At 65.5% G+C, this 22,797-nt stretch carries 19 protein-coding genes and 1 riboswitch; of the genes, 7 read left to right on the top strand and 12 right to left on the bottom strand.

Translation table 11 applies throughout. The annotated features are described in order from the left end of the window. Positions 1-74: 74 nt before the first annotated feature. Positions 75-491 (top strand): pyridoxamine 5'-phosphate oxidase family protein, encoded by a 417-nt coding sequence (locus MJO58_RS05710; RefSeq protein ID WP_239722252.1) that lies wholly within the window; start codon positions 75-77, stop codon positions 489-491. Here MJO58_RS05710 and MJO58_RS05715 read toward each other — a convergent pair. The 4 genes from MJO58_RS05715 to MJO58_RS05730 all read right to left on the bottom strand — a co-directional run bounded on the left by MJO58_RS05715 (position 463) and on the right by MJO58_RS05730 (position 5,167). Next, positions 463-1,725 (bottom strand): MFS transporter, encoded by a 1,263-nt coding sequence (locus MJO58_RS05715; RefSeq protein WP_239722253.1) that lies wholly within the window; start codon positions 1,723-1,725, stop codon positions 463-465. The genes MJO58_RS05710 and MJO58_RS05715 overlap by 29 nt on opposite strands. A 201-nt stretch (positions 1,726-1,926) precedes the next feature. Then, entirely contained in the window at positions 1,927-2,661 is a 735-nt protein-coding gene (locus MJO58_RS05720; protein WP_090608515.1) for a class I SAM-dependent methyltransferase, read from the bottom strand. Then, entirely contained in the window at positions 2,658-3,806 is a 1,149-nt protein-coding gene (metX, locus tag MJO58_RS05725) for a homoserine O-acetyltransferase MetX (RefSeq protein ID WP_239722254.1), read from the bottom strand. Before metX ends, MJO58_RS05720 begins: the two co-directional genes overlap by 4 nt. A 20-nt stretch (positions 3,807-3,826) precedes the next feature. Continuing rightward, positions 3,827-5,167, bottom strand: a complete 1,341-nt coding sequence (locus tag MJO58_RS05730; protein ID WP_090600635.1) for a bifunctional o-acetylhomoserine/o-acetylserine sulfhydrylase — start codon at positions 5,165-5,167, stop codon at positions 3,827-3,829. Positions 5,168-5,341: 174 nt separating this feature from the next. Beyond that, a riboswitch (SAM riboswitch) is annotated at positions 5,342-5,463 on the bottom strand. Between the two features lie 129 nt (positions 5,464-5,592). On the opposite strand from MJO58_RS05730, the gene MJO58_RS05735 reads away from it, so the two are divergent. Beyond that, on the top strand, positions 5,593-7,839 hold the full coding sequence (locus MJO58_RS05735; RefSeq protein WP_239722255.1) for an NADP-dependent isocitrate dehydrogenase: 2,247 nt from the start codon (positions 5,593-5,595) through the stop codon (positions 7,837-7,839). Between the two features lie 26 nt (positions 7,840-7,865). Continuing rightward, positions 7,866-9,095, top strand: a complete 1,230-nt coding sequence (locus tag MJO58_RS05740) for an NADP-dependent isocitrate dehydrogenase (protein ID WP_090600637.1) — start codon at positions 7,866-7,868, stop codon at positions 9,093-9,095. A gap of 35 nt (positions 9,096-9,130) precedes the next feature. On the opposite strand, the gene MJO58_RS05745 is transcribed toward MJO58_RS05740, so the two are convergent. Beyond that, on the bottom strand, positions 9,131-9,976 hold the full coding sequence (locus MJO58_RS05745; protein WP_175364359.1) for an alpha/beta fold hydrolase: 846 nt from the start codon (positions 9,974-9,976) through the stop codon (positions 9,131-9,133). An 82-nt stretch (positions 9,977-10,058) separates the two neighbouring features. On the opposite strand from MJO58_RS05745, the gene trpS reads away from it, so the two are divergent. Then, complete coding sequence (gene trpS, locus MJO58_RS05750; protein ID WP_239722256.1) at positions 10,059-11,090, top strand: tryptophan--tRNA ligase; 1,032 nt, start codon at positions 10,059-10,061, stop codon at positions 11,088-11,090. A gap of 10 nt (positions 11,091-11,100) precedes the next feature. Continuing rightward, positions 11,101-12,129 carry an inner membrane protein YhjD gene (gene yhjD / locus MJO58_RS05755; RefSeq protein WP_090600640.1) on the top strand — a complete coding sequence of 343 codons (1,029 nt, stop codon included), beginning with the start codon at positions 11,101-11,103 and terminating at the stop codon, positions 12,127-12,129. On the opposite strand, the gene nagA is transcribed toward yhjD, so the two are convergent. From nagA to MJO58_RS05770, 3 genes are read right to left on the bottom strand one after another with little or no spacing between them, the layout of a single operon-like run. Beyond that, positions 12,126-13,253, bottom strand: coding sequence for an N-acetylglucosamine-6-phosphate deacetylase (nagA, locus tag MJO58_RS05760; protein ID WP_239722257.1), 1,128 nt, complete (start codon positions 13,251-13,253; stop codon positions 12,126-12,128). The two genes, yhjD and nagA, sit on opposite strands and share 4 nt — an antisense overlap. Beyond that, the gene (locus tag MJO58_RS05765; RefSeq protein ID WP_239722258.1) at positions 13,244-14,581 is read right to left on the bottom strand and encodes a sugar porter family MFS transporter; all 1,338 of its coding nucleotides are present in this window, start codon (positions 14,579-14,581) and stop codon (positions 13,244-13,246) included. The genes nagA and MJO58_RS05765 overlap by 10 nt, the downstream gene beginning before the upstream one ends. Further along, complete coding sequence (locus MJO58_RS05770) at positions 14,578-14,907, bottom strand: PH domain-containing protein (protein WP_239722259.1); 330 nt, start codon at positions 14,905-14,907, stop codon at positions 14,578-14,580. Before MJO58_RS05770 ends, MJO58_RS05765 begins: the two co-directional genes overlap by 4 nt. Positions 14,908-15,056: 149 nt before the next feature. Here MJO58_RS05770 and MJO58_RS05775 point away from each other — a divergent pair, with 149 nt between their 5' ends. Then, positions 15,057-16,352 carry an MFS transporter gene (locus MJO58_RS05775; RefSeq protein WP_239722260.1) on the top strand — a complete coding sequence of 432 codons (1,296 nt, stop codon included), beginning with the start codon at positions 15,057-15,059 and terminating at the stop codon, positions 16,350-16,352. On the opposite strand, the gene MJO58_RS05780 is transcribed toward MJO58_RS05775, so the two are convergent. The 3 genes from MJO58_RS05780 to dacB1 all read right to left on the bottom strand — a co-directional run bounded on the left by MJO58_RS05780 (position 16,349) and on the right by dacB1 (position 20,997). Further along, positions 16,349-19,219: an MMPL/RND family transporter gene (locus tag MJO58_RS05780; RefSeq protein ID WP_239722261.1), complete on the bottom strand. Its 2,871-nt coding sequence runs from the start codon at positions 19,217-19,219 to the stop codon at positions 16,349-16,351. The genes MJO58_RS05775 and MJO58_RS05780 overlap by 4 nt on opposite strands. Beyond that, positions 19,216-19,653: an MmpS family transport accessory protein gene (locus MJO58_RS05785; RefSeq protein WP_090600646.1), complete on the bottom strand. Its 438-nt coding sequence runs from the start codon at positions 19,651-19,653 to the stop codon at positions 19,216-19,218. Before MJO58_RS05785 ends, MJO58_RS05780 begins: the two co-directional genes overlap by 4 nt. Positions 19,654-19,752: 99 nt before the next feature. Further along, a complete protein-coding gene (gene dacB1, locus MJO58_RS05790) occupies positions 19,753-20,997 on the bottom strand; it encodes a D-alanyl-D-alanine carboxypeptidase DacB1 (protein WP_239722262.1) in 1,245 nt (414 codons plus the stop codon). 168 nt (positions 20,998-21,165) lie between these two features. Between dacB1 and MJO58_RS05795 the strand changes: the two genes are divergently transcribed. After that, positions 21,166-21,459, top strand: coding sequence for a hypothetical protein (locus tag MJO58_RS05795; RefSeq protein WP_239722263.1), 294 nt, complete (start codon positions 21,166-21,168; stop codon positions 21,457-21,459). On the opposite strand, the gene MJO58_RS05800 is transcribed toward MJO58_RS05795, so the two are convergent. Then, a complete protein-coding gene (locus tag MJO58_RS05800) occupies positions 21,437-22,765 on the bottom strand; it encodes an aspartate aminotransferase family protein (RefSeq protein ID WP_090600649.1) in 1,329 nt (442 codons plus the stop codon). The two genes, MJO58_RS05795 and MJO58_RS05800, sit on opposite strands and share 23 nt — an antisense overlap. Positions 22,766-22,797: the final 32 nt, after the last annotated feature.

Below are 22,797 nucleotides of genomic sequence, written 5' to 3' on the forward strand. Positions count from 1 at the left end.
ACGCCGACTAAGCGATCCAGCCTTCCGCGCCGTCTCAGCAACCACGGCGAATCCCGATCGGGTTAGGCTGAGCCATGCCTGCAGACGATCCGGTGACCGTGCTCAGCGAAGAAGAAAGCTGGGACTTGCTATCGAGTGCGGCATTAGGCCGTTTTGTCGTCGTCACGAACGGGCGAGCCGAGATCTTTCCGATCAACTACATCACCCAGCGCCGGACGCTGGTCTTCCGAACTGCTCCGGGTACCAAGCTCTACCAGGCCGTCATGAGCGACCAGGTGGCTTTCGAGGCCGACGGCCACACCGACGTCGAGGGGTGGAGCGTGATCATCCAGGGCAGGGCACACCTGCTCACGGCTGCTGACGAGATCCTCGACGCCGAGGAAGCGCCGTTGCTGGCGTGGCCGGCAACGGTGAAGCCCCACTTCGTCCGGGTGCTGCCGATGGAGATCTCCGGGCGCCGGTTCAAGTTCGGCACCGCGCCGGCTCGGTAGTAGCCGTCAGCACCTCGGAAGCCATCGCCGTCGCGACATCGCGCGGGTAGGTACGCCGGGCCACCCCTAACAGCAGCCCCGCAGCGACGATCAGCATGACCAGCATGATCAGAAAGGTGTCGCCCAACGCGCCGGGTGTGCCGCCCAGCGCCGTGGACACCCCGCCGAACACCACCGGCGCTAACCCCGTCGATACCGACACCAGGGTGCTACGCACCGCCTCCGCCGTGCCCCACAGCCGAGAATGCACGATGTCTAGCCTCGCCGCATTCAGCGGCGGGTTCACCCCACCCATTGCGGTCCCCGCGAAGAACGCGAATACCAGCGCCAACAGCAGGCTGTCCGCGAGCAGTGTCGGAAGGATGAACACCGCCGCGGCGAGAAAAGCCGCCCCGCCCAACACAATCCGTGCGCTGATGTAACCCCGGTTCGTCAGCCGGTCGGCCACGCGTCCGGTGGTGAGCACGCCGGTCAGCGCACCGACCCCGAGGACGGCGATCAGCATGGTCGCCGCCGACTGGCCGATCTCGAACCGGCCGCACAGCAGGGCGACACCGAACGTGCTCAACCCGGTGGAGAAGAAGTAGCCGAACGAGGACGCCGCGATCAGAACGACATTGGTGCGGATCGACAGCACCCAGCGCAGTTCCCGCCAGACCGAGCGGCGCGGTAGATCCGTCATCCGGTCGCCGAGGCGGCTGCTACGCGACGGTTCGCGCAGCAGCGTCCCCACCGCAACGCTGAGTATGAAACCCACCGCGGCCAGCCAGCCGAAGCCCAGCCGCCAGCTGAGGGCACCGAGTTCGCCCGCGACCAGCAGCCCGATCGCCGTACAGGTGCCCTCGCCCGCCAGGACGAGCCCGTACACACGACCGCGCTCGGCCGGCTTGAAGTAGTCACCGACCAGCGAGGCGACCACGGGCCCGGACACCGCGATCCCGGCGCCGAGGGCCACCCGGCACGCGAGCAGCCAGCCGTAGCTGGGGCTGGCCGCGCTCAGCGCCATCGCCGCCGAACACGCCAGCAGCGCCATCCACAGCAGGCGCACCCGCACCGTGCGGTCGGCGAGCGGTCCGGCCACCAGCGTGGCCACGGCACCGACGCCGGTCGACACGGTGACCAGTAGGCCAACCTGAATGTTGTTGATGTGCAATGACCGCGTGAGTGGGACAACCAGTGCCCCCACGGTGCCGGCATCGGCGCTTTGCAGCCCAACCACCAAAGCGAGCAGCACGATTGGCTTCCATCGCGGGGTACGCTGAGGATCCGCAACTTTCGCCGTTGGATAATCCCGTACCGCGGAGGCGTACTCTGCGGCCCTCGGCACGAGCCCAAGATACCCTGCGCGACATCCTCATTAGCTGCGACAATGAGCGATTCGCGAGCCCTCGCCGAACTTTAAGATGGAGTTCGGTTGCTGGATGTCCCGGATTCGTCAGTCCGACAGTGTCGCCCGGATACACACTGTGACGTAGGGCATAGCCAATCCGGTCGCATTCGCCAGTGCCGGATGCGTGGCCAGCAGCTGGCGAACCTGGTCGAGGGTCTGCGTACGAACCTCAGTCGGCGAAGTGATGCAGTAGCTGCGCGAAGCCACCAGGTCGATCAACGCTTGCGGCGTAAGGTAATTCGTCCATTCCACCTGATGACGCTGCCGCTCGGCAAACGGCGGCGGCAGCGTCACGTCGAAGCGACGGCCGTCGCCATCGCTTCCGATGATCTGACCGAGTTCTCGCACCCAGCCCAACCGCTCGTCGCGGGTGTTCCACACCAAGCCCAGCCGTCCACCGGGACGCAACACGCGGGCCACTTCGGGGATCGCTCGTTCCGGGTCCACCCAGTGCCACGCCTGGGCGACCAGCACTGCGTCAACGCTGTTGTCCTCCAACGGAATCTCTTCGGCGGTGCCCAGCACCGCACGAGTTTCCGGCAGCGAGGCGCTGAGCACTTCGAGCATGTCCGGAATCGGATCCACCGCCACCACGTCGAGGCCACGTTCCACCAGCCTGGTGGTGAGCTTGCCGGTGCCCGCGCCCAGATCGAGCACCTGACGCGCGCCCCGTGGCAACAGCCAGTCGATCGCCTCGGGTGGATACGACGGGCGGCCACGCTCGTAGGCTGCGGCCGCCGAACCGAAGGACAGGGAGCGGTCGTGCCTCGACCGAGTCACCGCCGACACGCACCTTCGTTCGCCGCCAAATCCAGTGTCTCGCGGATCAATTCGCCCACCGCCTCGGTCTCCACCAGAAACCCGTCATGCCCGCAGATCGAGTCGACAACCTGTAGCCCGCGACAGCCGGGCAGCAGGTCGGCCATCTCCTGCTGCAAGCGCAGCGGATACAGCCGGTCGGAAGTGATGCCGCCGACCACGGCCGGCACCGGACACCTGCGCAATGCCTCGCTCACCCCGCCGCGGCCGCGGCCGACGTCGTGGCTGTTCAGCGACTCAGTCAGGATCACGTAACTGCCGGCGTCGAAACGGGCCAGGATCTTGTCGCCCTGGTGTTCCAGGTAGCTCTGCACCGCGTAGCGCCCGCCGCCAAATGGGGGGGACGGGTCCTCGTCGCTCTGGCTGTCGTTGGCGAACCTGTTGTCGAGCTCGACCTCGCCGCGGTACGTCAGATGCGCGAAGCGCCGGGCGATCGCCAGTCCGGCGTCCGGGGACAGTCCGGTGTCGTGGTAGTCGCCGCCTTGCCAATTCGGGTCTGCCTTGATGGCCGCGATCTGGGTGGTCTGGGTGCCGATCTGGTCGGCGGTGGCTCGCGCCCCGACGGCCAGCAACAATCCGGCCCGAACCCGCTCGGGGTGGCCGACCATCCATTCCAAAGCCCTTGCGCCGCCCATGGATCCGCCAACGACGGCGGCGACCTGGTTTATTCCCAGCGCGTCGAGTGCGGCGATGTCCGCCTCGACCTGGTCGCGCACGGTGATCAACGGGAACCGGGAACCCCATGGCTTACCGTCCCGGGCAAGCGAACTCGGCCCGGTGGAGCCGCGGCAACCACCGAGCACATTGGTCGCTACCGCGCACCAGCGGTTGGTGTCGATCGGTGCGCCCGGCCCCGCGATTCCGTCCCACCAACCGGGGGTGGGGTGCCCCGGCCCGGCCGGGCCGGTGATGTGGGAATCGCCGGTCAGGGCGTGTAAAACCACCACGACGTTGTCGCGGGTCGCGGACAGCTCACCCCAGCGCTGCACAGCGATACAGACGTTGTCGATGACGGCGCCGCTTTCCGTGGTCAGCGAGCCGATGTCGACCAGGCCGACCTCGCCTTCGGCGGGCAACGTTTGCGTGGGGACGTCGGAGATCGTCATGGCGTCGTTCTTTCAGGTCCCTAGAAAGCCGCCACGGACTGCGGGTCAGAAGTCGTCGTCGGGACGGCGGCGAATCCGAGCTCCAGGTCGGCCAGGATGTCGTCGATGTTCTCGATGCCGACGGCCAGCCGCACCAGTCCCGGCGTGACGCCGGTGCTCAGCTGCTCGGCGGGGCTCAGCTGGGCGTGGGTGGTCGACGCCGGGTGGATCACCAGCGAGCGGACGTCGCCTATGTTGGCGACGTGGCTGTGCAGTTGCAGCGCGTTCACGAACGCCTTGCCGGCCTCGATGCCGCCGGCCAGCTCGAACGCCAGCACGGCACCGGTTCCCTTGGGCGCCAGCTTCTTTGCCCGCTCATGCCAAGGCGAGCTAGGCAGCCCCGCGTAGTTGACCGACAGCACGCCGTCATGGCTCTCCAGGAACTCCGCGACCCGCTGCGCGTTGGCGACGTGGCGCTCGATGCGCAGGCTCAGCGTCTCCAGCCCCTGGGCCACCAAGAACGCGTTGAACGGCGACGCGGCCGACCCCAGGTCGCGCAGCAATTGCACGCGCGCCTTCAGCGCGAAGGCCGGCGGCCCCAGCTCGGCGAACACCACGCCGTGGTAGCTCGGGTCGGGTGTGGTGAACCCGGGGAAGCGGCCCTGCGTCCAGTCGAAGGTGCCGCCGTCGACGATGACCCCGGCGATCGCGGAGCCGTGCCCGCCCAGGTACTTGGTCGCCGAGTGCACCACGATGTCGGCGCCCTGCGTGAACGGCTGGATCAGGTACGGCGTCGCGATCGTGTTGTCGACGATCAGCGGTACGCCGTTGGCGTGGGCCACCCCGGCGACACCCGGGGTGTCCAGGATGTCGATCTGCGGGTTGGAGATCGTCTCGGCGAAGAAGGCCTTGGTGTTGGGTCGCACCGCCGCCTGCCACGAATCCAGGTCGTCGGGATCCTCGACGAAGGTGACCTCGATGCCGAGCTTGGGCAGCGAGTAGTGGAACAAGTTGTACGTGCCGCCGTAGAGGCGAGGGCTGGACACAATGTGATCGCCGGCACATGCGAGGTTCAATATGGCGAATGTCTCAGCGGCCTGTCCGGAGGACAGGAACAGTGCGGCGACGCCGCCCTCGAGCGCGGCGATCCGCTGCTCGACGACGTCGGTGGTCGGGTTGCCGATCCGGGTGTAGATGTTGCCCGGAACCTCGAGTCCGAACAGGGCGGCGGCGTGGCTGGTGTCGTCGAAGACGTACGAGGTGGTCTGGTAGATGGGCAGGGCGCGGGCGTTGGTGGCCGGGTCGGGCCGCTGGCCGGCGTGCACCTGCTTGGTTTCGAACGACCAGTGCGCGGTCGGATCGCTGTCGGTATCGGCGCTCATGAGCGGGGCTTTCTGCTGGAAGGGGACGTATCGAGGTGCTGGTAGCCGCCCGGGACGCCTGCATCGAAGACGTCGGCCCGGGGCCGGTGGTTCAGCAACGACACACAATGAGACGCGGATGAGGTGGGTGACTGCACATCACGTTCCCTGTCTACTCAGGGGCCCGTCATGGCGGACCCGCGCTTGCCGGATAGCCGGTGCTATGGCTACTCAACCTGGTCATCACCCGGGGCACCCCACCGCGGTTGGAGGGTTGCCGGCCAGCAAGCCGGGGCTTGATGCTGGCGCTCATGACCAATACGAAGACTATCTTACTGAGCCGACCGGATGCCAATGGCCAGGTCGACATCTGCTCAAACACCCTTGATAACGTGGGCAAGGACAACGCTGAGCCCCCCAAAATCTGATCGGGAGAGGGACTGTCCGTGAGCGCCGATAAGCCGACCGTCATCTACACGCTGACCGACGAGGCGCCGTTGCTGGCGACCTACGCGTTCCTGCCGATCGTGCGGGCCTTCGCCGAGCCGGCCGGCATCGAGATCAAGACCAGCGACATCTCGCTGGCCGCCCGGATCCTCGCCGAGTTCCCCGAGCACCTGACCGAAGAGCAACGGGTCCCGGACAACCTGGCCGAACTGGGCCGACTGACCAAGCTGGCCGACACCAACATCATCAAGCTGCCGAACATCAGCGCTTCGGTACCCCAGCTGGTTGCCGCGATCAAGGAGCTGCAAGGCAAGGGCTACAAGATCCCGGACTTCCCGCAGAACCCGAAGACCGACGAGGACACCGAAATTCGCGAGCGTTATTCGAAATGCCTGGGGAGTGCGGTCAACCCGGTGCTGCGCCAAGGCAACTCGGACCGTCGTGCGCCGAACGCGGTCAAGGAGTACGCGCGCAAGCACCCGCACAGCATGGGGGAGTGGTCTCAGGCATCGCGCACCCACGTCGCGACGATGAAGCATGGCGACTTCTATCACGGCGAGAAGTCGATGACGCTGGACCGCGGGCGCAGCGTGAAGATGGAGCTGGAGACCAAGGGCGGCAAGAAGATCGTGCTCAAGCCCACGGTGTCGCTGCGCGACGGCGACATCATCGACAGCATGTTCATGAGCAAAAAGGCGCTCTGCGAGTTCTACGAAGCAGAGATAGAGGACGCCTACGAGACCGGAGTGATGTTCTCGTTGCACGTCAAGGCGACGATGATGAAGGTCTCCCACCCCATCGTCTTCGGGCACGCGGTGAAGGTCTTCTACAAGGACGCCTTCGCCAAGCATCAGGCGCTGTTCGACGAACTCGGCGTCAACGTCAACAACGGATTGGTCGATCTGTACGACAAGATCGAGTCGCTGCCGGCGTCGCAGCACGACGAGATCATCCGTGACCTGCATGCCTGCCACGAGCACCGTCCCGAACTGGCCATGGTCGATTCGGCCAAGGGCATCAGCAACTTTCACTCGCCCAGCGACGTGATCGTGGATGCGTCGATGCCGGCGATGATCCGCGCCGGCGGCAAGATGTACGGCGCCGACGGACGGCAGAAGGACACCAAGGCCGTCAACCCCGAGTCGACCTTTGCCCGGATCTATCAGGAGATCATCAACTTCTGCAAGACGCACGGCGCCTTCGACCCGACCACGATGGGCACCGTCCCCAACGTCGGGCTGATGGCCCAGCAGGCCGAAGAGTATGGCTCCCATGACAAGACGTTCGAGATCCCCGAGGACGGTGTCGCCAACATCGTCGACCTCGACACCGGCGAAGTCCTGCTGACCCAGAACGTGGAAGAAGGCGACATCTGGCGGATGCCCATCGTCCGGGACGAACCGATCCGCGACTGGGTCAAGCTGGCCGTCACGCGGGCGCGTAACTCGGGCATGCCGGTGGTGTTCTGGCTGGACCAGGAGCGGCCGCACGAAAGCGAGCTGCGCAAGAAGGTCAACACCTATCTGGCCGACCACGACACCGAGGGCCTCGACATCCAGATCATGTCGCAGGAACGGGCCATGCGGCACACCATCGAGCGTGCCATGCGCGGGCAGGACACCATCGCCGCGACCGGAAACATCTTGCGCGACTACCTCACTGACCTGTTCCCGATCCTGGAGCTGGGCACCAGCGCCAAGATGCTGTCCATTGTGCCGTTGATGGCCGGCGGCGGCATGTACGAAACCGGAGCCGGTGGTTCGGCGCCAAAGCACGTACACCAGCTGGTCGAGGAGAACCATCTGCGCTGGGACTCCCTTGGCGAATACCTGGCTCTCGGAGCGTGTTTCGAAGACATCGGGATCAAGACCGACAACGCGCGCGCCAAGATTCTGGCCAAGACGCTGGACGCCGCCATCGGCAAGTTGTTGGACAACAACAAGAGTCCGTCCCGCAAGACCGGCGAACTCGACAACCGGGGCAGCCAGTTCTATCTGGCCCTGTACTGGGCCGGCGAACTTGCCGCGCAAACCGACGATGAAGAGCTGCGCAAACACTTTGCCTCGCTGGCCGATTCGTTAAGCAAGAACGAGGAATCCATCGTGGGCGAAATGGCCGAGGTACAAGGCGAACCGGTCGACATCGGCGGTTACTACCAGCCGGACAACGAGAAGACTACTGCCGTGATGCGGCCGAGCAAGAAGTTCAATGGATTGCTAGCGACTTCGCAGGGCTCCCAAGGCTAGCGAGCCGCAAGGAGGGTCGGGCGACGATGCCTAACGCACCCAAGATCAAAGTCAAGGGCACCGTAGTCGAGCTCGACGGTGACGAGATGACCCGCGTCATCTGGAAGATGATCAAGGAAATGCTGATCTTTCCGCACCTCGACATCAACGTGGACTACTACGACCTGGGCATCGAACACCGAGACCGCACCGACGACCAGGTGACGATCGATGCGGCGTATGCCATCAAGAAGCATGGTGTGGGTGTCAAGTGCGCCACGATAACTCCCGACGAGGCGCGCGTCACCGAGTTCAACCTCAAAAAGATGTGGCTTTCGCCGAACGGGACGATTCGAAACATACTGGGCGGCACCATCTTCCGTGAGCCGATCGTGATCTCGAACGTGCCTCGCCTGGTGCCGGGCTGGACCAAGCCGATTGTCATCGGCCGTCACGCATTCGGCGACCAGTACCGGTCGACAAACTTCAAGGTCGACCAACCCGGCACTGTCGCAATCACATTCACGCCCGCCGACGGCGGCGACCCGGTCGTGCACGAGATGGTGGACATCCCCGAGAACGGTGGCGTCGTGATGGGGATGTACAACTTCCGCGACTCCATCCGCGACTTCGCCCGGGCGTCATTCGCGTACGGGCTCAACGCCAAATGGCCGGTATACCTGTCGACGAAGAACACCATCCTCAAGGCCTACGACGGCATGTTCAAAGACGAGTTTCAGCGCATCTACGACGAGGAGTTCAAGGCGCAGTTCGAAGCCGAGGGGCTGACCTACGAGCACCGGCTGATCGACGACATGGTGGCCGCCTGCCTGAAGTGGGACGGCGGCTACGTCTGGGCCTGCAAGAACTACGACGGTGACGTCCAGTCCGACACCGTCGCGCAGGGTTACGGCTCGCTGGGGCTGATGACCTCGGTGCTGATGACGGCCGACGGCAAAACGGTCGAGGCCGAGGCCGCTCACGGCACTGTCACCCGGCACTACCGGCAGTATCAGGCGGGCAAGCCGACGTCGACCAACCCGATCGCCTCGATCTTCGCCTGGACGCGCGGACTGCAGCACCGCGGCAAGCTGGACGACACGCCTGCCGTCATCGACTTCGCCAAGACGCTGGAATCCGTCGTCATCGCCACCGTGGAGAGCGGCAAGATGACCAAGGACCTCGCGATCCTGATCGGACCCGACCAGAAGTGGCAGCAGAGCGAGGAGTTCCTCGCCTCGATCGCCGAGAACCTGCAGAAGGCTTTAGCCCGATAGGGAGCCGGATAGGCAGCCGGATAGGCGCGGCCTGACTAGCCGGTGGATTGCTGCGTGCGCGAGTCCGCCCGGCAGCACTCGTCAAGGAATCCGGTGATTACCTGGGTGACGCGTTCGGGCGCCTCGAACATCGGGACATGCCCGACCCCGTCGAGCTTGGTGACCTGGTGACTGTCCTTGGGCAGGTGGTTGGTGAAGTGCCGGCTGAACCTGGGTGCGGGCAGGATCCGGTCCTTTTCGCAGACCACCAGGTGGGCCGGAACGGCGTTCTGGGCGACCTCCCGCAGGCCGTGCAGCAGCGTCGCCTTGACCAGCAGCTGGAAGTAGGCGGGGCAGTGCCTGACATCGTCGATAATGGCGGACAGCTGGCGCTCGCTGACGGCGTCCGGTGTGGCGCTGATCGCGTAGGTGGCCAACTGCCGGCTGAACGGCAGGTGCAGCACCCGCGGCCCGAACGCCCAGGCGGCCACCAGCAGCGGGATGCCGAGGATGAACTTGGCGATGACCTCGAACTTCGCCGGAGTCCAGCGCGTCCATCCGCCGGCCGGGGCGATGCCGGTGACGCTGCGCGCGCGCCCGCGCCGCTCGAGTTCGAACGCGACCCAGCCGCCCAGTGAATTGCCCACGATGTGCGCGGTTTCCCAGCCCAGTTCGTCCATTTGCTGCTCGACGTGGTCGGCGAGCACCGCCGAGCTGAGAAACCAGGTCCCGGCCGACGGTCCACCGTTGTGACCGGCCATGGTCGGGGCGAATACCTCGTAGCGGCCAGTGTCTGCCAGCTGCTGCGCGACGTCCTCCCAGACCGTCTGGGAGAGCAGGAAGGGATGCAGCAGCAGGACCGGCTCCCCAGAACCCAGGTGGATCGGATCGCGAGTCGTCATATAGCCGACATTAAATGCGGTACCGCCGGTACCGCAAGCGAGGGCGCCGCGGGGAAAGCCCGCGTGAAAAGATCGGGACATCATGAGCACCACTACCGGACCCAGCCGGATCTTCTCCGGCGTGCAGCCGACGTCTGATTCGCTTCACCTCGGCAATGCGCTGGGCGCGATCACTCAGTGGGTGGGGCTGCAGGACGACCACCCCGACGAATACGACGCGTTCTTCTGCGTGGTCGACCTGCACGCGATCACCGTCGCGCAGGATCCCGAGGCGCTGCGCCGCCGGACCCTGGTCACCGCCGCCCAGTACCTGGCGCTGGGGATCGACCCCGCCCGCAGCACCGTCTTCGTGCAAAGCCAGGTGCCTGCCCACACGCAGCTGGCCTGGGTGCTGGGCTGCTTCACCGGCTTCGGGCAGGCATCGCGGATGACGCAGTTCAAGGACAAGTCGCAGCGGCAGGGCGCCGATTCGGCCACCGTGGGGCTGTTCACCTATCCGGTGCTGCAGGCCGCCGACGTGCTGGCCTACGACACCGATCTGGTCCCCGTGGGTGAGGACCAGCGCCAGCACCTCGAGCTGGCGCGCGACATCGCCGAGCGGTTCAACAGCCGCTTCCCGGACACCTTCGTCGTACCCGACATGCTCATTCCGAAGGCCACCGCCAAGATCTACGACCTGGCCGACCCGACGTCGAAGATGAGCAAGTCGGCGTCCACCGATGCCGGCTTGATCAACCTGCTCGACGATCCGGCATTGTCCGCCAAGAAGATTCGCTCGGCCGTGACCGACAGCGAACGCGAGATCCGCTTTGATGTCGAGGTCAAGCCGGGCGTATCGAATCTGCTGACCATCCAATCGGCGGTCACCGGAGTAGCCGTCGACAAGCTCGTCGACGGCTACTCGGGGCGCGGCTACGGCGATTTGAAGAAGGAGACCGCCGAGGCCGTCGTCGAATTCGTCGCCCCGATCAAGGCCCGCGTCGACGAATTGACAGCGGATTTGGCCGAATTGGAGGCCGTGTTGGCGGCGGGCGCGGAGCGTGCCGACGAAGTGGCCGGAAAAACGATCCAGCGGGTCTACGATCGGCTGGGGTTTCTTCCGCAACGGAGGTAGTGCGCTCACCATGGACGAGCCGGCCAAGCCTGGAATCCTTGACCGGTTGCGGGCCCGATTCGGATGGCTCGACCATGTGCTGCGCGCCTACAAACATTTCGACCAGCGCAACGGCGGCTTCTTGGCGGCCGGGCTCACCTACTACACGATCTTCGCGCTATTCCCTTTGCTGATGGTCAGTTTCGCGGTCGTCGGTTTCATGCTGGCCCGAGATCCAACGCTGCTCGCCAGCATCGATGGACACATCCGCGACGCGGTCTCGGGCGCACTCGGACAGCAGCTGGTGGACTTGATGAATTCGGCGATCAACGCGCGCGCATCGGTCGGTGTGATCGGTTTGGCCACCGCCGCGTGGGCCGGTCTGGGCTGGATGTCGCACACGCGCGCGGCCGTGACCGAGATGTGGTGGGACGAACCGATCCAGTCGCCGGGCTTTCTGCGCGACAAGCTGTCCGATCTGGTCGCGATGGTGTGGACGTTCGTGGTCATCCTCGCGACCGTAGCGCTCACCGCACTAGGGCACGCGGCGCCGATGCGAGCGGTATTGAAATGGCTTGGCGTACCAAATTTCTCGATATTCGGCGAGATCTTCCAGGGCCTCTCGATACTGGTGTCGCTGCTGGTGTCGTGGATGCTGTTCACCTGGATGATCGGCCGGCTGCCGCGACACAAGGTCAGCTTGCCCGACTCGGCGCGCGCCGGCCTACTCGCGGCGATTGGCTTCGAGCTGTTCAAACTGGTGGCCTCGATCTACTTGAGCGTCGTGCTACGCAGCCCGGCGGGTGCGACGTTCGGGCCGGTGCTCGGCTTGATGGTGTTCTCCTACATCACCGGGTATCTCGTGCTCTTCGCCACGGCCTGGGCGGCCACTCGCTCGAGCGACCCGCGCAGCAAGTACGCTCCGCCGCCGGCGCCCGCGATCATCGCCCCGCGTGTCCTGCTCGACGAGGGGATCAGCATCCGGCAGACGCTGACCGCGATAGCGTTGGGAGCCGTTGGTGCGCTCACCTTTTCCCGGCTGACTCGCTGGCTGCGTTAACGCCAGACGCCCCGCGCCATGACGGCCGTGACGCGCAGTTGGCGATCCAGCGCCACAAGATCGGCGTCGAAGCCGACCTGCAGCGCCCCCACCCGCTCGAGCCCGAGCGCTCGTGCCGGTGTGGCAGAGGTCATCTGCGCCGCGGCGACCAGTGCGGCATCGGCGTCCGGGCCGAGCCGCGAAACCGTGCGGAACAGCCGGTCCATCGTCGCGGTGCTGCCGGCGATCGTCGACGTTGCGTGCACCCGGGCCACGCCCGACTCCACGTCGATGCGCACCGCGCCGAGCTGGTAAGCGCCGTCGTCACATCCGGCGGCGGCGATGGCGTCGGTGATGACGGCGACCCGGTCGGGCCCGGCCGCCCGGACGACCGCGTGCACCGCGGCAGGGTGTACGTGCACGCCGTCGGGGATCAGCTCGACGATCACATCGGGATGTTCCAGCAGCGCGAGTGCCGGCCCGGGCGCCCGGTGGTGCAGTGGCGGCATCGCGTTGAACAGATGCGTGCCGACCGTGGCGCCCAGGGCGATCGCCTGCCGGGTGCGCTCATACGTGGCATCGGTATGCCCCACGGCGACAACAACACCCGCGTCCACGAAGCGCCGAATCGCCTCGCTGCTTCCGGACCGCTCTGGTGCCAGCGTGACCATCCGGATGGTGCCCGCACCGGCGGCCAGGACGTCGTCGATCTCGGCGGACTCGGGATCGCGCAGCTGGGCCGGATCGTGGGCTCCGCATCGTGCCGTCGACAGCCACGGCCCCTCCAAGTGGATGCCCGCGACGACGCCGGATCGGGTGGCCTCGGCCAGCGCACGCACCGCCGCGATCAGCTTGTCGGGCGAGGTGCTGACCAGGCTGGCCAGTGTCGTGGTGGTGCCGTGGCGCTGGTGGAACTGCGCGGCTTGGGCGACATGCTCGGCGTCGAGGTAAGAGGCCCCGCCACCGCCGTGCACGTGCATGTCGATAAACCCAGGCACCACAAGACAATCCGGCAAAACCCGGTCGGGCTGCCCGGGCGGCGCACCGGCCCCGCAGGACAGAATCTGGGCACCGGCGATCTGTAGCCATCCCGGCCGGCAGACCTGGCCGTCGAGGATGACGGCGCCCGCGCCGATCAGGGGCACGGTTCGTCCCAGCGGCCGCCGTTCTCCCAGAAGCGCCGAATCTCCTCGAGTTGTCGCCCCTTGGTCTCCGGTGCGAACTTGTAGACGAACCCGAACGCGATCACGGCCAGCACCCCGAATGCCGCGAAAGTGCCTGCGCCGCCCAAGGAATGCAACATGGTCAGGAAAACCGCCGCGACGATCGCGTTGGCGATCAGGTTGGAGGTCAGCATGGTGCTCGACCCGATCGACCGCAACCGGGTGGGAAAACTCTCGCTGGCGTATACCCAGCCCAGCGAGCCGAAACCCAGCGTGTAGCCGATGATGAACAGCAGAATGCCGGCAAACCCGAGCGCCGCGCCGCCGAAGCCCCGGGCGAACACGACCGTCAGCACGATGTCCGCCGCGACCATCATGGCGATGCCGCTCAACAGGATTGGTCGCCTGCCCACGCGGTCCACGAGCGTCAACGCGGCGCCCACCGCAGCCAAACCGGCGACCTGCACCAGTGCCGGCAGGCCCAGCAGAGCGAAATTGCCGGTGAATCCCATGGCTTCGAATATTCGGGGGCTGTAGTAGATAATCGCGTTGATGCCGGTGATCTGGAGCAGGAAGCCGAGCACGATGACGAACACCGTGGCCCGTAGATACGGCGGTCGCAGCATCTCGGCGATGCCGCCGTTCCCTTCGCTCAACGCGCGGCCGACCTCGGCAAGCTCGTCGTCGGCGTTAGCGCTGGGCTCCACGAGCAGCAGCGCGCGCCGGGCGTCCTCGACTCGCCCTTTGAGCAGGTACCACCGGGCGGTGTCGGGCAGCCGAATCACCAACGGCAGCAACGGGATCACCGGTACCGCGGCCAGTCCCAGCATCCAGCGCCAGCTGTGGCCGCTGGCCAAGAAATAACCGGTGAGGTACCCGACGATCAGGCCGCTGACGATCGCCAGTTGGTAGGTCGTCAGCAACGCGCCGCGCACCGCTGCCGGAGCTGATTCCGCGATGAACACCGGGACGACCACGACCATGACGCCGACGGTCGCGCCCAGCAGCAGCCGTGCCGCCAGCAGCATCGGAAACGACGTCGAAAACGCACCCAGCAGTGCGAACGTTGCGTAGGCGACCAGGATCAGCACGATCGATTTCTTGCGGCCGATCGCGTTGGCGAGCACGCCGGCTCCGAGCGCCCCGGCGATCTGCCCGATCACCGCCATCGTCGTCAGCAGTTCTTGTTGGGATGTGGTGAGGGCGAAATCTTCGGTGACGAACAGTTGCGCGCCGGCGATGATGGACAGGTCGTATCCGTAGATGAGGCCGACGCTGGCGCCGGTGAGCCCAATGCGCCGACCTCTCAAGTGATCGGCGACCGATCGCGCAGCAACTCGATGACACGGTCTGGGTCGTCGGGCGTGATGCACGGGTGAACCCGGGCGCCGATGTCGAGAATCAGCAGCTTCTTTTTCCGCGGCCGGCGGATGTCCAGCGGGAACCAGTAGCGCGGATCCGTTGCTCCCCAGATCCTGCCTCCACCGGATGCGAAGGTCATCTCTTCGGTCTTGATGTTGCGGATCTCGCTGTAGGGGATCCGCTTGGCCCCGGCCAACGGAAAGTAGTAGCGCCGGATGGTAATTCCGTCGTCGTCGAGCCGTAGGCCGGAATCCTCGTACAAGGCTTCACTCATCCGCACGACGGTGCCACAGCAAACATTGGCGGTCAACGCTGGCGCGGACCGAGCCTGCGTTGTCCACCGATCGGGGGACGCACAATTCCACCCACGGCACCCGATCGGAGGATGTTATTGATTCTTGACCAACCTTAGATTCTGTTGTTATGCCCGTCGCACTGGTTCCCGCCCCCGAGGCACAGCCGCGCGTGTTCGGGCGGCTGCTTTCCCAGGGCACCTGCTACACCGCGGGTATGCAACTCAGCAATGGCACCGTGATCCTGCCGTTGATCTGCGCACACCAGGGTCTGACCTGGGTGGCAGCGCTGCTGTTTCCGGCCTTCTGCTTCGGCGACATCGTCGGAAACTCGGTGTCGCCACTGGTGCTGCAGCGAGTGGGCCGGATGCGGCACCGGCTGCTGGCCGTGATCGCGGCCAGCGTGGCCGCGCTGACCCTGTGCGACGCGCTGATTCCCTGGCAGGGCGCCACCACCGCGGTGGTCTTTCTGCTGACCTGCGCGATCGCGGGAGTTCTGCTCGGGGTCGCCGGCGTCGCCTACCCCGACATGGTCTCCAGCAAGCTGTCCGGTGCGCGGCGCGGCGAGCTGTTCCTGTTCCAGAGCGCGATCGGGTCGGTGCTGGCCACCGTCGTCACGCTGTTCGTCGTGCCGCTGCTGGCCCACGGCAACGAGATGGCCTATCGCCGCGATCTGTTGTGGTTGGGAGCGGTCGGGCTGGCCGGTTCGGCCATCGCGGCGCTCTTCGTCGGCCCGGTGGGGTCGATCTCCGCCACCACCCGGATGTCGATGCGGGACACCTACCGGGAGGGCTTCGCGGTCGCCCGGTCTCAGCCGTGGTTTGGCCGGTACCTGGTCGCTTGCCTGTTGTTCGGCCCGGTCACCCTGGGCACCACCTTCTACGCCCTGCGTACCGCCCACCACAGCCGCAGCCTGCATGTGCTGGTGATCCTGTCCAGCATCGGACTGGTTTTCGGGTCGCCGCTGTGGCGCAAGGTTTACCGCTTCTTCGGAGTGCGCGGCATGATGCTGGGCAGTGCGCTGCTCAGCGTCGCCGCCGCCGCCCTGACCCTGGTGGCCGAAGTCTGCGGCCAATGGACCCACATCTGGGCGTACGGCACGGTGTTCTTGCTGGCGACGGTGGCCGCGCAGGCTGTCTTCGCCGCGGCGATCTCGTGGCTCAGCGTGGTCGCCGAGGAGTCGCACCGCGGGACACTGATCGCGTTCAGCTCGACGCTGGTTGCCGTCGAAACCATGGCATTGGCAGCGGTGCTCGGGAACATCGCGCAGAATCACTCCACCGTTTGGCCCGATGTCGTGGTGCTGGTCCTGGCCATCGGCGCCGCGCTGGCTTCGCTGGGCGCTCCGCCGTCGGAAACACGGCGGGCGGTCACCGCGATCCGCGTCCCCAACGTGGCACCCGCGCCGATGCTGCAGGCCGCCTAAGGCCGCACTATTTCCGGTGACTTTTCGGCGGGCGGCAGCAATAGGGCGCGTACTAGTCGGCGTGGTCCCGACGACCTGAGCATCAGGCTGGCCGGGCGGGGGCGTACTTGTTGCGGCCACCAGAACCAGCGCCCGAGCAACGCGGCGATCGACGGCGTCATGAACGAACGCACGATCAGCGTGTCGAACAGCAGACCCAACCCGATGGTGGTGCCGATCTGGCCGATGATGCGTAGGTCGCTGAATACGAAGAGCGACATGGTCACGGCGAACACCAGCCCGGCCGCCGTGACGACCCCGCCGGTGCCGGCCATGGCACGGATGATTCCGGTATTCAGTCCGGCGCCGATTTCCTCTTTGAGTCGGGAGATCAGCAGCAGGTTGTAGTCGGATCCGACGGCCAGCAGCAGGATCACCGACATCGCCAGGACCAGCCAGTACAGGTCGATGCCGAGGATGTCTTGCCAGAGCAGTACGGACAGGCCGAAGGAGGAGCCCAAGGACACCAGCACGGTGCCGACGATGACGGCCGCCGCGATCACGCTGCGGGTCACGATCATCATGATGATCAAGATCAGACTGATCGCGGCGACTCCCGCGATGAGCAGATCGTAAAAGGCGCCCTGTTGGATGTCCCGGTACGTCGAGGCCGTGCCGCCCATCGAGATCGCCGCGCCCTGCATCGGGGTTCCCTTGATGGCCTCCTTGGCCGCCAGCTGGATCGGCTCGACGCGGGAGATGCCCTCGGGCGTTGCGGGATCTCCGTCCATGGCGATGATGAAGCGGGCCGCCTTGCCGTCCGGCGACAAGAACATCTTCAGGCCGCGCTTGAAATCCGGATTCTCGAAGGCCGACTGCGGAAGATAGAACGAATCGTCGACCTGGGCGGCGTCAAAGACCCGGCCCATCGCGCCCGGGTCTTTGCTGTTCATCTCCTGCTCTTTGTAGAAAGACACAAGTGTGCCGTGCCAGACGACCAGCATGTCGCGCATGATCGTCATCGTGGAAATCATCGGCAGCATCTGCGCGCGCATCTCCGGTAAGAGCCGGATCAGAACGTCCATATCTTTGACCAGCGACTCCAATTTCTCACTCAGCTGATCGATGTTGTCGAACGTTTCGAATATCGACCTGACAGCCCAGCAGGCCGGGATATCGAAACAGTGCTTTTCCCAGTAGAAATAGCTGCCAATCGGCCGCAGGAAGTCCGACAAGTCCGCAAGGTGATCCCGGATGGTGTCGGTGGTGTTCGACATATCGTGCGTCAGGTGATCCATATCGACGGTGTTGTCGACGATTTCGCCCATGAGTTGATACATGTGCTTCATCGTGTCGATGGATACCGTCATCGCTTCCGCTTGGACCACCATGTCGTCCAGGCGGTCCTTCATGAATTGCATGTTTTCGGCCTGCGAGACTCCTTGCATGCTCATGATGAACGGAATCGACGTATGTTTGAGAGACGTTCCCAGGGGCCGGGTTATCGATTTCACCTGGGAGATTCCGGGGCTGTGAAAGATGGCCTTTGCGACCTTGTCCAGGATCAGCATGTCAACGGGAGTGCGCATGTCATGATCGGTCTCGATCAGTAGCACATCGGGGTTCAGCCACGACTGGGAAAAGTGCCGGCCCGCTGCCGCGTCCCCGACGACGGCCGGCATGTTGGCCGGCACGAATCTGCGCAGATCGTAAGTTGTCCGGTAATTCGGTAGGGCCAACAGCCCGACGAACGCCACCGCGCAGGTAGCCGCGAGCACCGGGCCGGGCCAGCGAACGATCGCGGTTCCGACTCGGCGCCACCGCCGGGTGGCCATCCGGCGCTTGGGTTCGAAGAACTTGAAGAAGCTGGCGACGGTCAGCACCGCCGGCCCGAGCGTGAGCGCGGCGAGGACCGCGACCAACATGCCGACCGCACACGGCGGACCGAGCGATTTGAAGTACGGCAGCCGGGCAAAGCTGAGGCAATACATGGCGCCGGCGATGGTCAACCCGGAGCCCAGAATCACATGGGCCGTCCCGTGAAACATGGCGAAGTACGCGGCTTCTCGATCCTTACCCGCGTAGCGGGCTTCGTGGTAGCGGCCGAGCAGGAATATCGCGTAATCAGTGCTGGCGGCAATGGCCAGCAGCGTGAGCAGGTTGACCGCGAAGGTCGAAAGGCCGAAAACGCCGTGATAGACCAGAAAACTGACGACCCCGCGGATCGCCCCGAGCTCGATTCCGACCATGGCCACGACGAGGATCATCGTGATGAAGGACCGGTAGATGAAGAGCAGCATCGCCGCGATCACCACCCCGGTGATCAGGGTGACCCTGGCGATGCTTTTGTCGCCGGCCTCGGACTGATCGGCGATCAGCCCCATCGAGCCGGTTACGTACGCCTTGAGCCCGCGCGGCGCCGGCGTGGTGTCCACGATATGGCGGACGGCGTAGACCGAGTTGTATGCCGCAGTTTCACTCTTGCCGGCGAGATAGACCACCACATACGCGGCTTTGTCGTCGGCACTTTGCGATCCGCCCGCCGTCAGCGGGTCACTCCAGAAGTCCTGGATGTGCGCGACGTGCTGGATATCAGCCGAAAGCCGCCGCAACAGCTCGTTGTAGAAACGGTGCGCGTCGTCGCCGAGTGGTTTGTCGCTTTCCAGCACAATCGTGGCCGCGTTATCGGTACCGGACTCTCCGAATACCTGTCCCACCCGCTTGAGCGCCTGAATCGAAGCGCCACCCTTGGGGCTCATCGAAACCGAGTGCGCTTTGCCGACCGCTTCCAGCTGCGGGATGCCGATATTGAGCACGGCCGTGAGTCCCAGCCACAACAAAACGATCGGTACTGCAAGACGGCGGATTATCTTGGGTGCCCGGCTCATCCGGCATTCACCTGGCAGAAGGTCAAGGCTTTCGGTCCGGTTTCGGATCGCTCGTCCTTAGTCGTGCCGTTCACCTTGATTCGGCAGCCGATGACGCCGGCGTTGCTCTGTGCCAGAAGGTTGACGGTGACCGAAGTCAGCGTCGTCGACACCGTTTGCGACCACGGCAGCGGAATATTCTCCAGACGCTGCACGCGCGCGTCGGGGTCCAAATACGCGATCTTTGCGGTCGAGGCAGGACCGAAGACTTCATAGGTGACTTGTTTCGGGTCGAACACCGGGTCGTCGAGATCAGCCTTGACCCTGACGACGGGATGTCCGTGAACGCCGAACATGCTATGGAGGCGATAGATTCCGAGCCCCGCGACGCTGGCGATCGCGATAACGGCCAGCAGCAACCACATTCGTTTCACGACTCGGGTAACCGAAACCATGTTTACCCCCGTGCTTTGTCACCGGGTCGCAAAACGATTTGCGTTAGCGACTTACGCTACCGTCAATGCGGTAAAGCATCGAGAGTTTGCTGCTAATTGTTATATGGCGCGGCGGTTCATCGAGCGCGCGACCATGATCAACGAGAACACGACGATCGCTCCGATGATGCCCACGCCCACCCGCACCGGCAACGCGTCGGCCGACGGCAGCAGCCCGGCCGCCTGTGACCCAGCGCCGGGCCGGTCAGCGGCGGGGTTTTGGTTAGGCGTCAGCGACGGGTCGGGTGCGATCAGCGCGCCGACCTGGGTGCCCTGCGCGGTGGCGAAGCCGTAGTCGAGCAGATGCGCCGCCTGCTCCCAGGGCGCGATCGGCTGCCGGGTGCCGTGCAGCAATATCGCCACCAGCCGTCGGCCATCGTGGTTTGCCGCGCCGACGAACGTCTGGCCGGCATCGTCGGTGTAGCCGGTCTTGCCGCCAAGAGCGCCCGGATATTTGTAGAGCAGCTGGTTGTCGTTTTCCAGCTCGTAGCCCGGGTGGTCGCCGTGGCCGGGGAAGTCGAAGGTCTTCGTCGCGACGATATCGGCGAAAGTCGGGTTCTGCCAGGCGTATCGGTAGAACAGGCCGATGTCATAGGCCGAGGTGCTCATGCCGGGTCCGTCCAGTCCCGACGGTGTCGCTACCCGGGTGTCCTGGCCGCCGAGCTTGGCGGCTAGGACGTTGATCTTCTCCACCGCCTGCTGCATCCCGCCCAGCTGCATGGCCAGCGCATGGGCAGCGTCGTTGCCGGAGTGCATCAGCAGCCCGTGCAGCAGCTGATTGACGGTGTAGACGCCGCCGTCGTCCACGCCGACCTTGGTGCCTTCGGCGGAGGCGTCGTCGGCCGTTCCGGTCACCGACTTGTTGAGCGGCAGCGCGTTCAGCGAGGCCATCGCGACCAGCACCTTGATGATGCTGGCCGGGCGGTGGCGGCCATGCGGATCCTTGGCCGCGATCACCGCGCCGCTGTCCAGATCCGCGACCAGCCAGGCCTCGGCCGAGACGTCGGTCGGCAGCGCCGGGGTGTCGGGCGCGGTGACGATCCCGCAGCTGGACAGGGCCTCGCCGCCGACCGGCTTGGCGGGCACCGCCAGCGGGATCGGCGGATCGCCGGCCTGCGGCACCTCCGACGAATCCACCGCGGGTGGAGTGTTGACCTTGTACGGGCAGTTGGGCGCCCCGGCGTTGGCCCCGGGGCTCGGCTCCGCCAGCGCGGCCGGCATGCCCGCAGCGGCCGGGGCGGCTGTCATGAAAACGGCCGCTGCCAGGCAGGATGCAGAACGTAGGCGGGCTCTTGAGCGGGGCATTGCTGAGCAGACTAGGCGATTGGGCCCCCGATTCGCGGGAGCCGCGCTGTGACTGCTGGGGCGTATGTGACAAGTCGATCCGCGGGGCGCCGGCCGGGTCGACGCACTAGGCTGGCAGGGGTCAACAGCGGTCAACCTCGAAAAGGGTGTGCCATTTCAAGCGAGCGATTGTGGTCGAAATGGCGGCGCCGGGGCGGCGCCAACGGGTCTGGCAACTCGCCGCGATCGCTGGAACAGCTGCTCAAGCAGGTGGAGAAGTCCACCCAGGTGCGGCGGACCGGACTCGACCAGGTATTGGCCGAGCTGCAGGTGCATCGCGACACCACGGCCGATCCCGACGCGAAGTCCGCGCTCGCCTGGTTGTGCAACTCGCTGTCGCGGTTCGTGAGCAATCCGAGCGCGGCACACGCACGCCAGCTGGTGATGGCCACCGGGACCGCTAGAGCCGCGCTGAATCGCTGAGCACGCCGCGCAGGATCGATTCGATGGTGTCGAATTCGGCCTGACCGCTGATCAGCGGCGGCGCCAGCTGGACGACGGAATCGCCGCGATCGTCGGTGCGGCAATACAACCCGGCCTCGAACAGCGCCGAGCCCACGCCGCGGAGCAGTGCGCGGCGTTCGTCGTCGGTGAAGGTCTGCTTGGTTGCCTTGTCCTTGACCAGCTCGACGCCGTAGAAGAACCCCTCGCCGCGCACGTCGCCGACGATCGGCAGGTCGTACAGCTTCTCCAGGGTGGCGCGGAAGGCGGGGGCGTTGGCCTTGACGTGGTCGTTGATGCCCTCGCGCTCGAAGATGTCGAGGTTGGCCAGTCCGACGGCGGCCGAAACCGGGTGGCCGCCAAAGGTATACCCGTGTGGGAACATCGTCTCGCCGTCGTTGAACGGCTCGAACAACCGCTCGCTGGCGATCATCGCGCCGATCGGGGAGTAGCCCGACGTCATGCCCTTGGCGCAGGTGATCATGTCGGGCACGTAGCCCATGTCGGCACAGGCGAACATCGAGCCGATCCGGCCGAACGCGCAGATCACCTCGTCGGAGACGAGCAGCACGTCGTAGGCGTCGCAGATCTCGCGGACGCGTTCGAAATAGCCTGGGGGAGCGGGGATGCTGCCGCCGGCGTTCTGCACCGGTTCCAGGAACACCGCGGCCACCGTCTCGGGCCCCTCGAACTCGATCGCCTCGGCAACTCGGTCGGCCGCCCATTGCCCGAAGGCTTTTGCGTCGGTGTCAAAGGGTTCCGGCGCCCGGTAGAAGTTCGTGTTGGGCACCCGGAAGCCGCCCGGCGTGACGGGTTCGAACGGTGCCTTGTAGCGCGGCAGCCCGGTGATCGCGAGTGCACCCTGGGTGGTGCCGTGGTAGGCGATCGCGCGCGAGATCACCTTGTGCTTACCGGGTTTGCCGGTGAGCTTGAAGTATTGCTTGGCCAGTTTCCATGCCGTCTCGACGGCCTCGGTGCCACCGGTGGTGAAGAAGACCCGATTCAGGTCGCCCGGGGCGTAGTGCGCCAGGCGTTCGGCCAGCTCGATTGCGGTCGGCGTGGCGTATCCCCACAGCGGAAAGAACGCCAGCGTGCTCGCCTGCCGGGCCGCGACCTCGGCCAGTTCGGTGCGGCCGTGGCCGACCTGCACGGTGAACAACCCGGACAGCCCGTCCAGGTAGCTCTTGCCGCGGTCGTCGAAGATCATGACCCCCTCGCCGCGGGTGATGATCGGCGGCGTGATGTTCGCGCCGTGCCGGGCGAAGTGCAGCCAAAGATTGTCAGTCATTGTGCCCGTGAGCGTAACGGCTGGGGCGCCGA

The organism is Mycobacterium lentiflavum (assembly GCF_022374895.2).
Lineage (GTDB): Bacteria > Actinomycetota > Actinomycetes > Mycobacteriales > Mycobacteriaceae > Mycobacterium > Mycobacterium lentiflavum.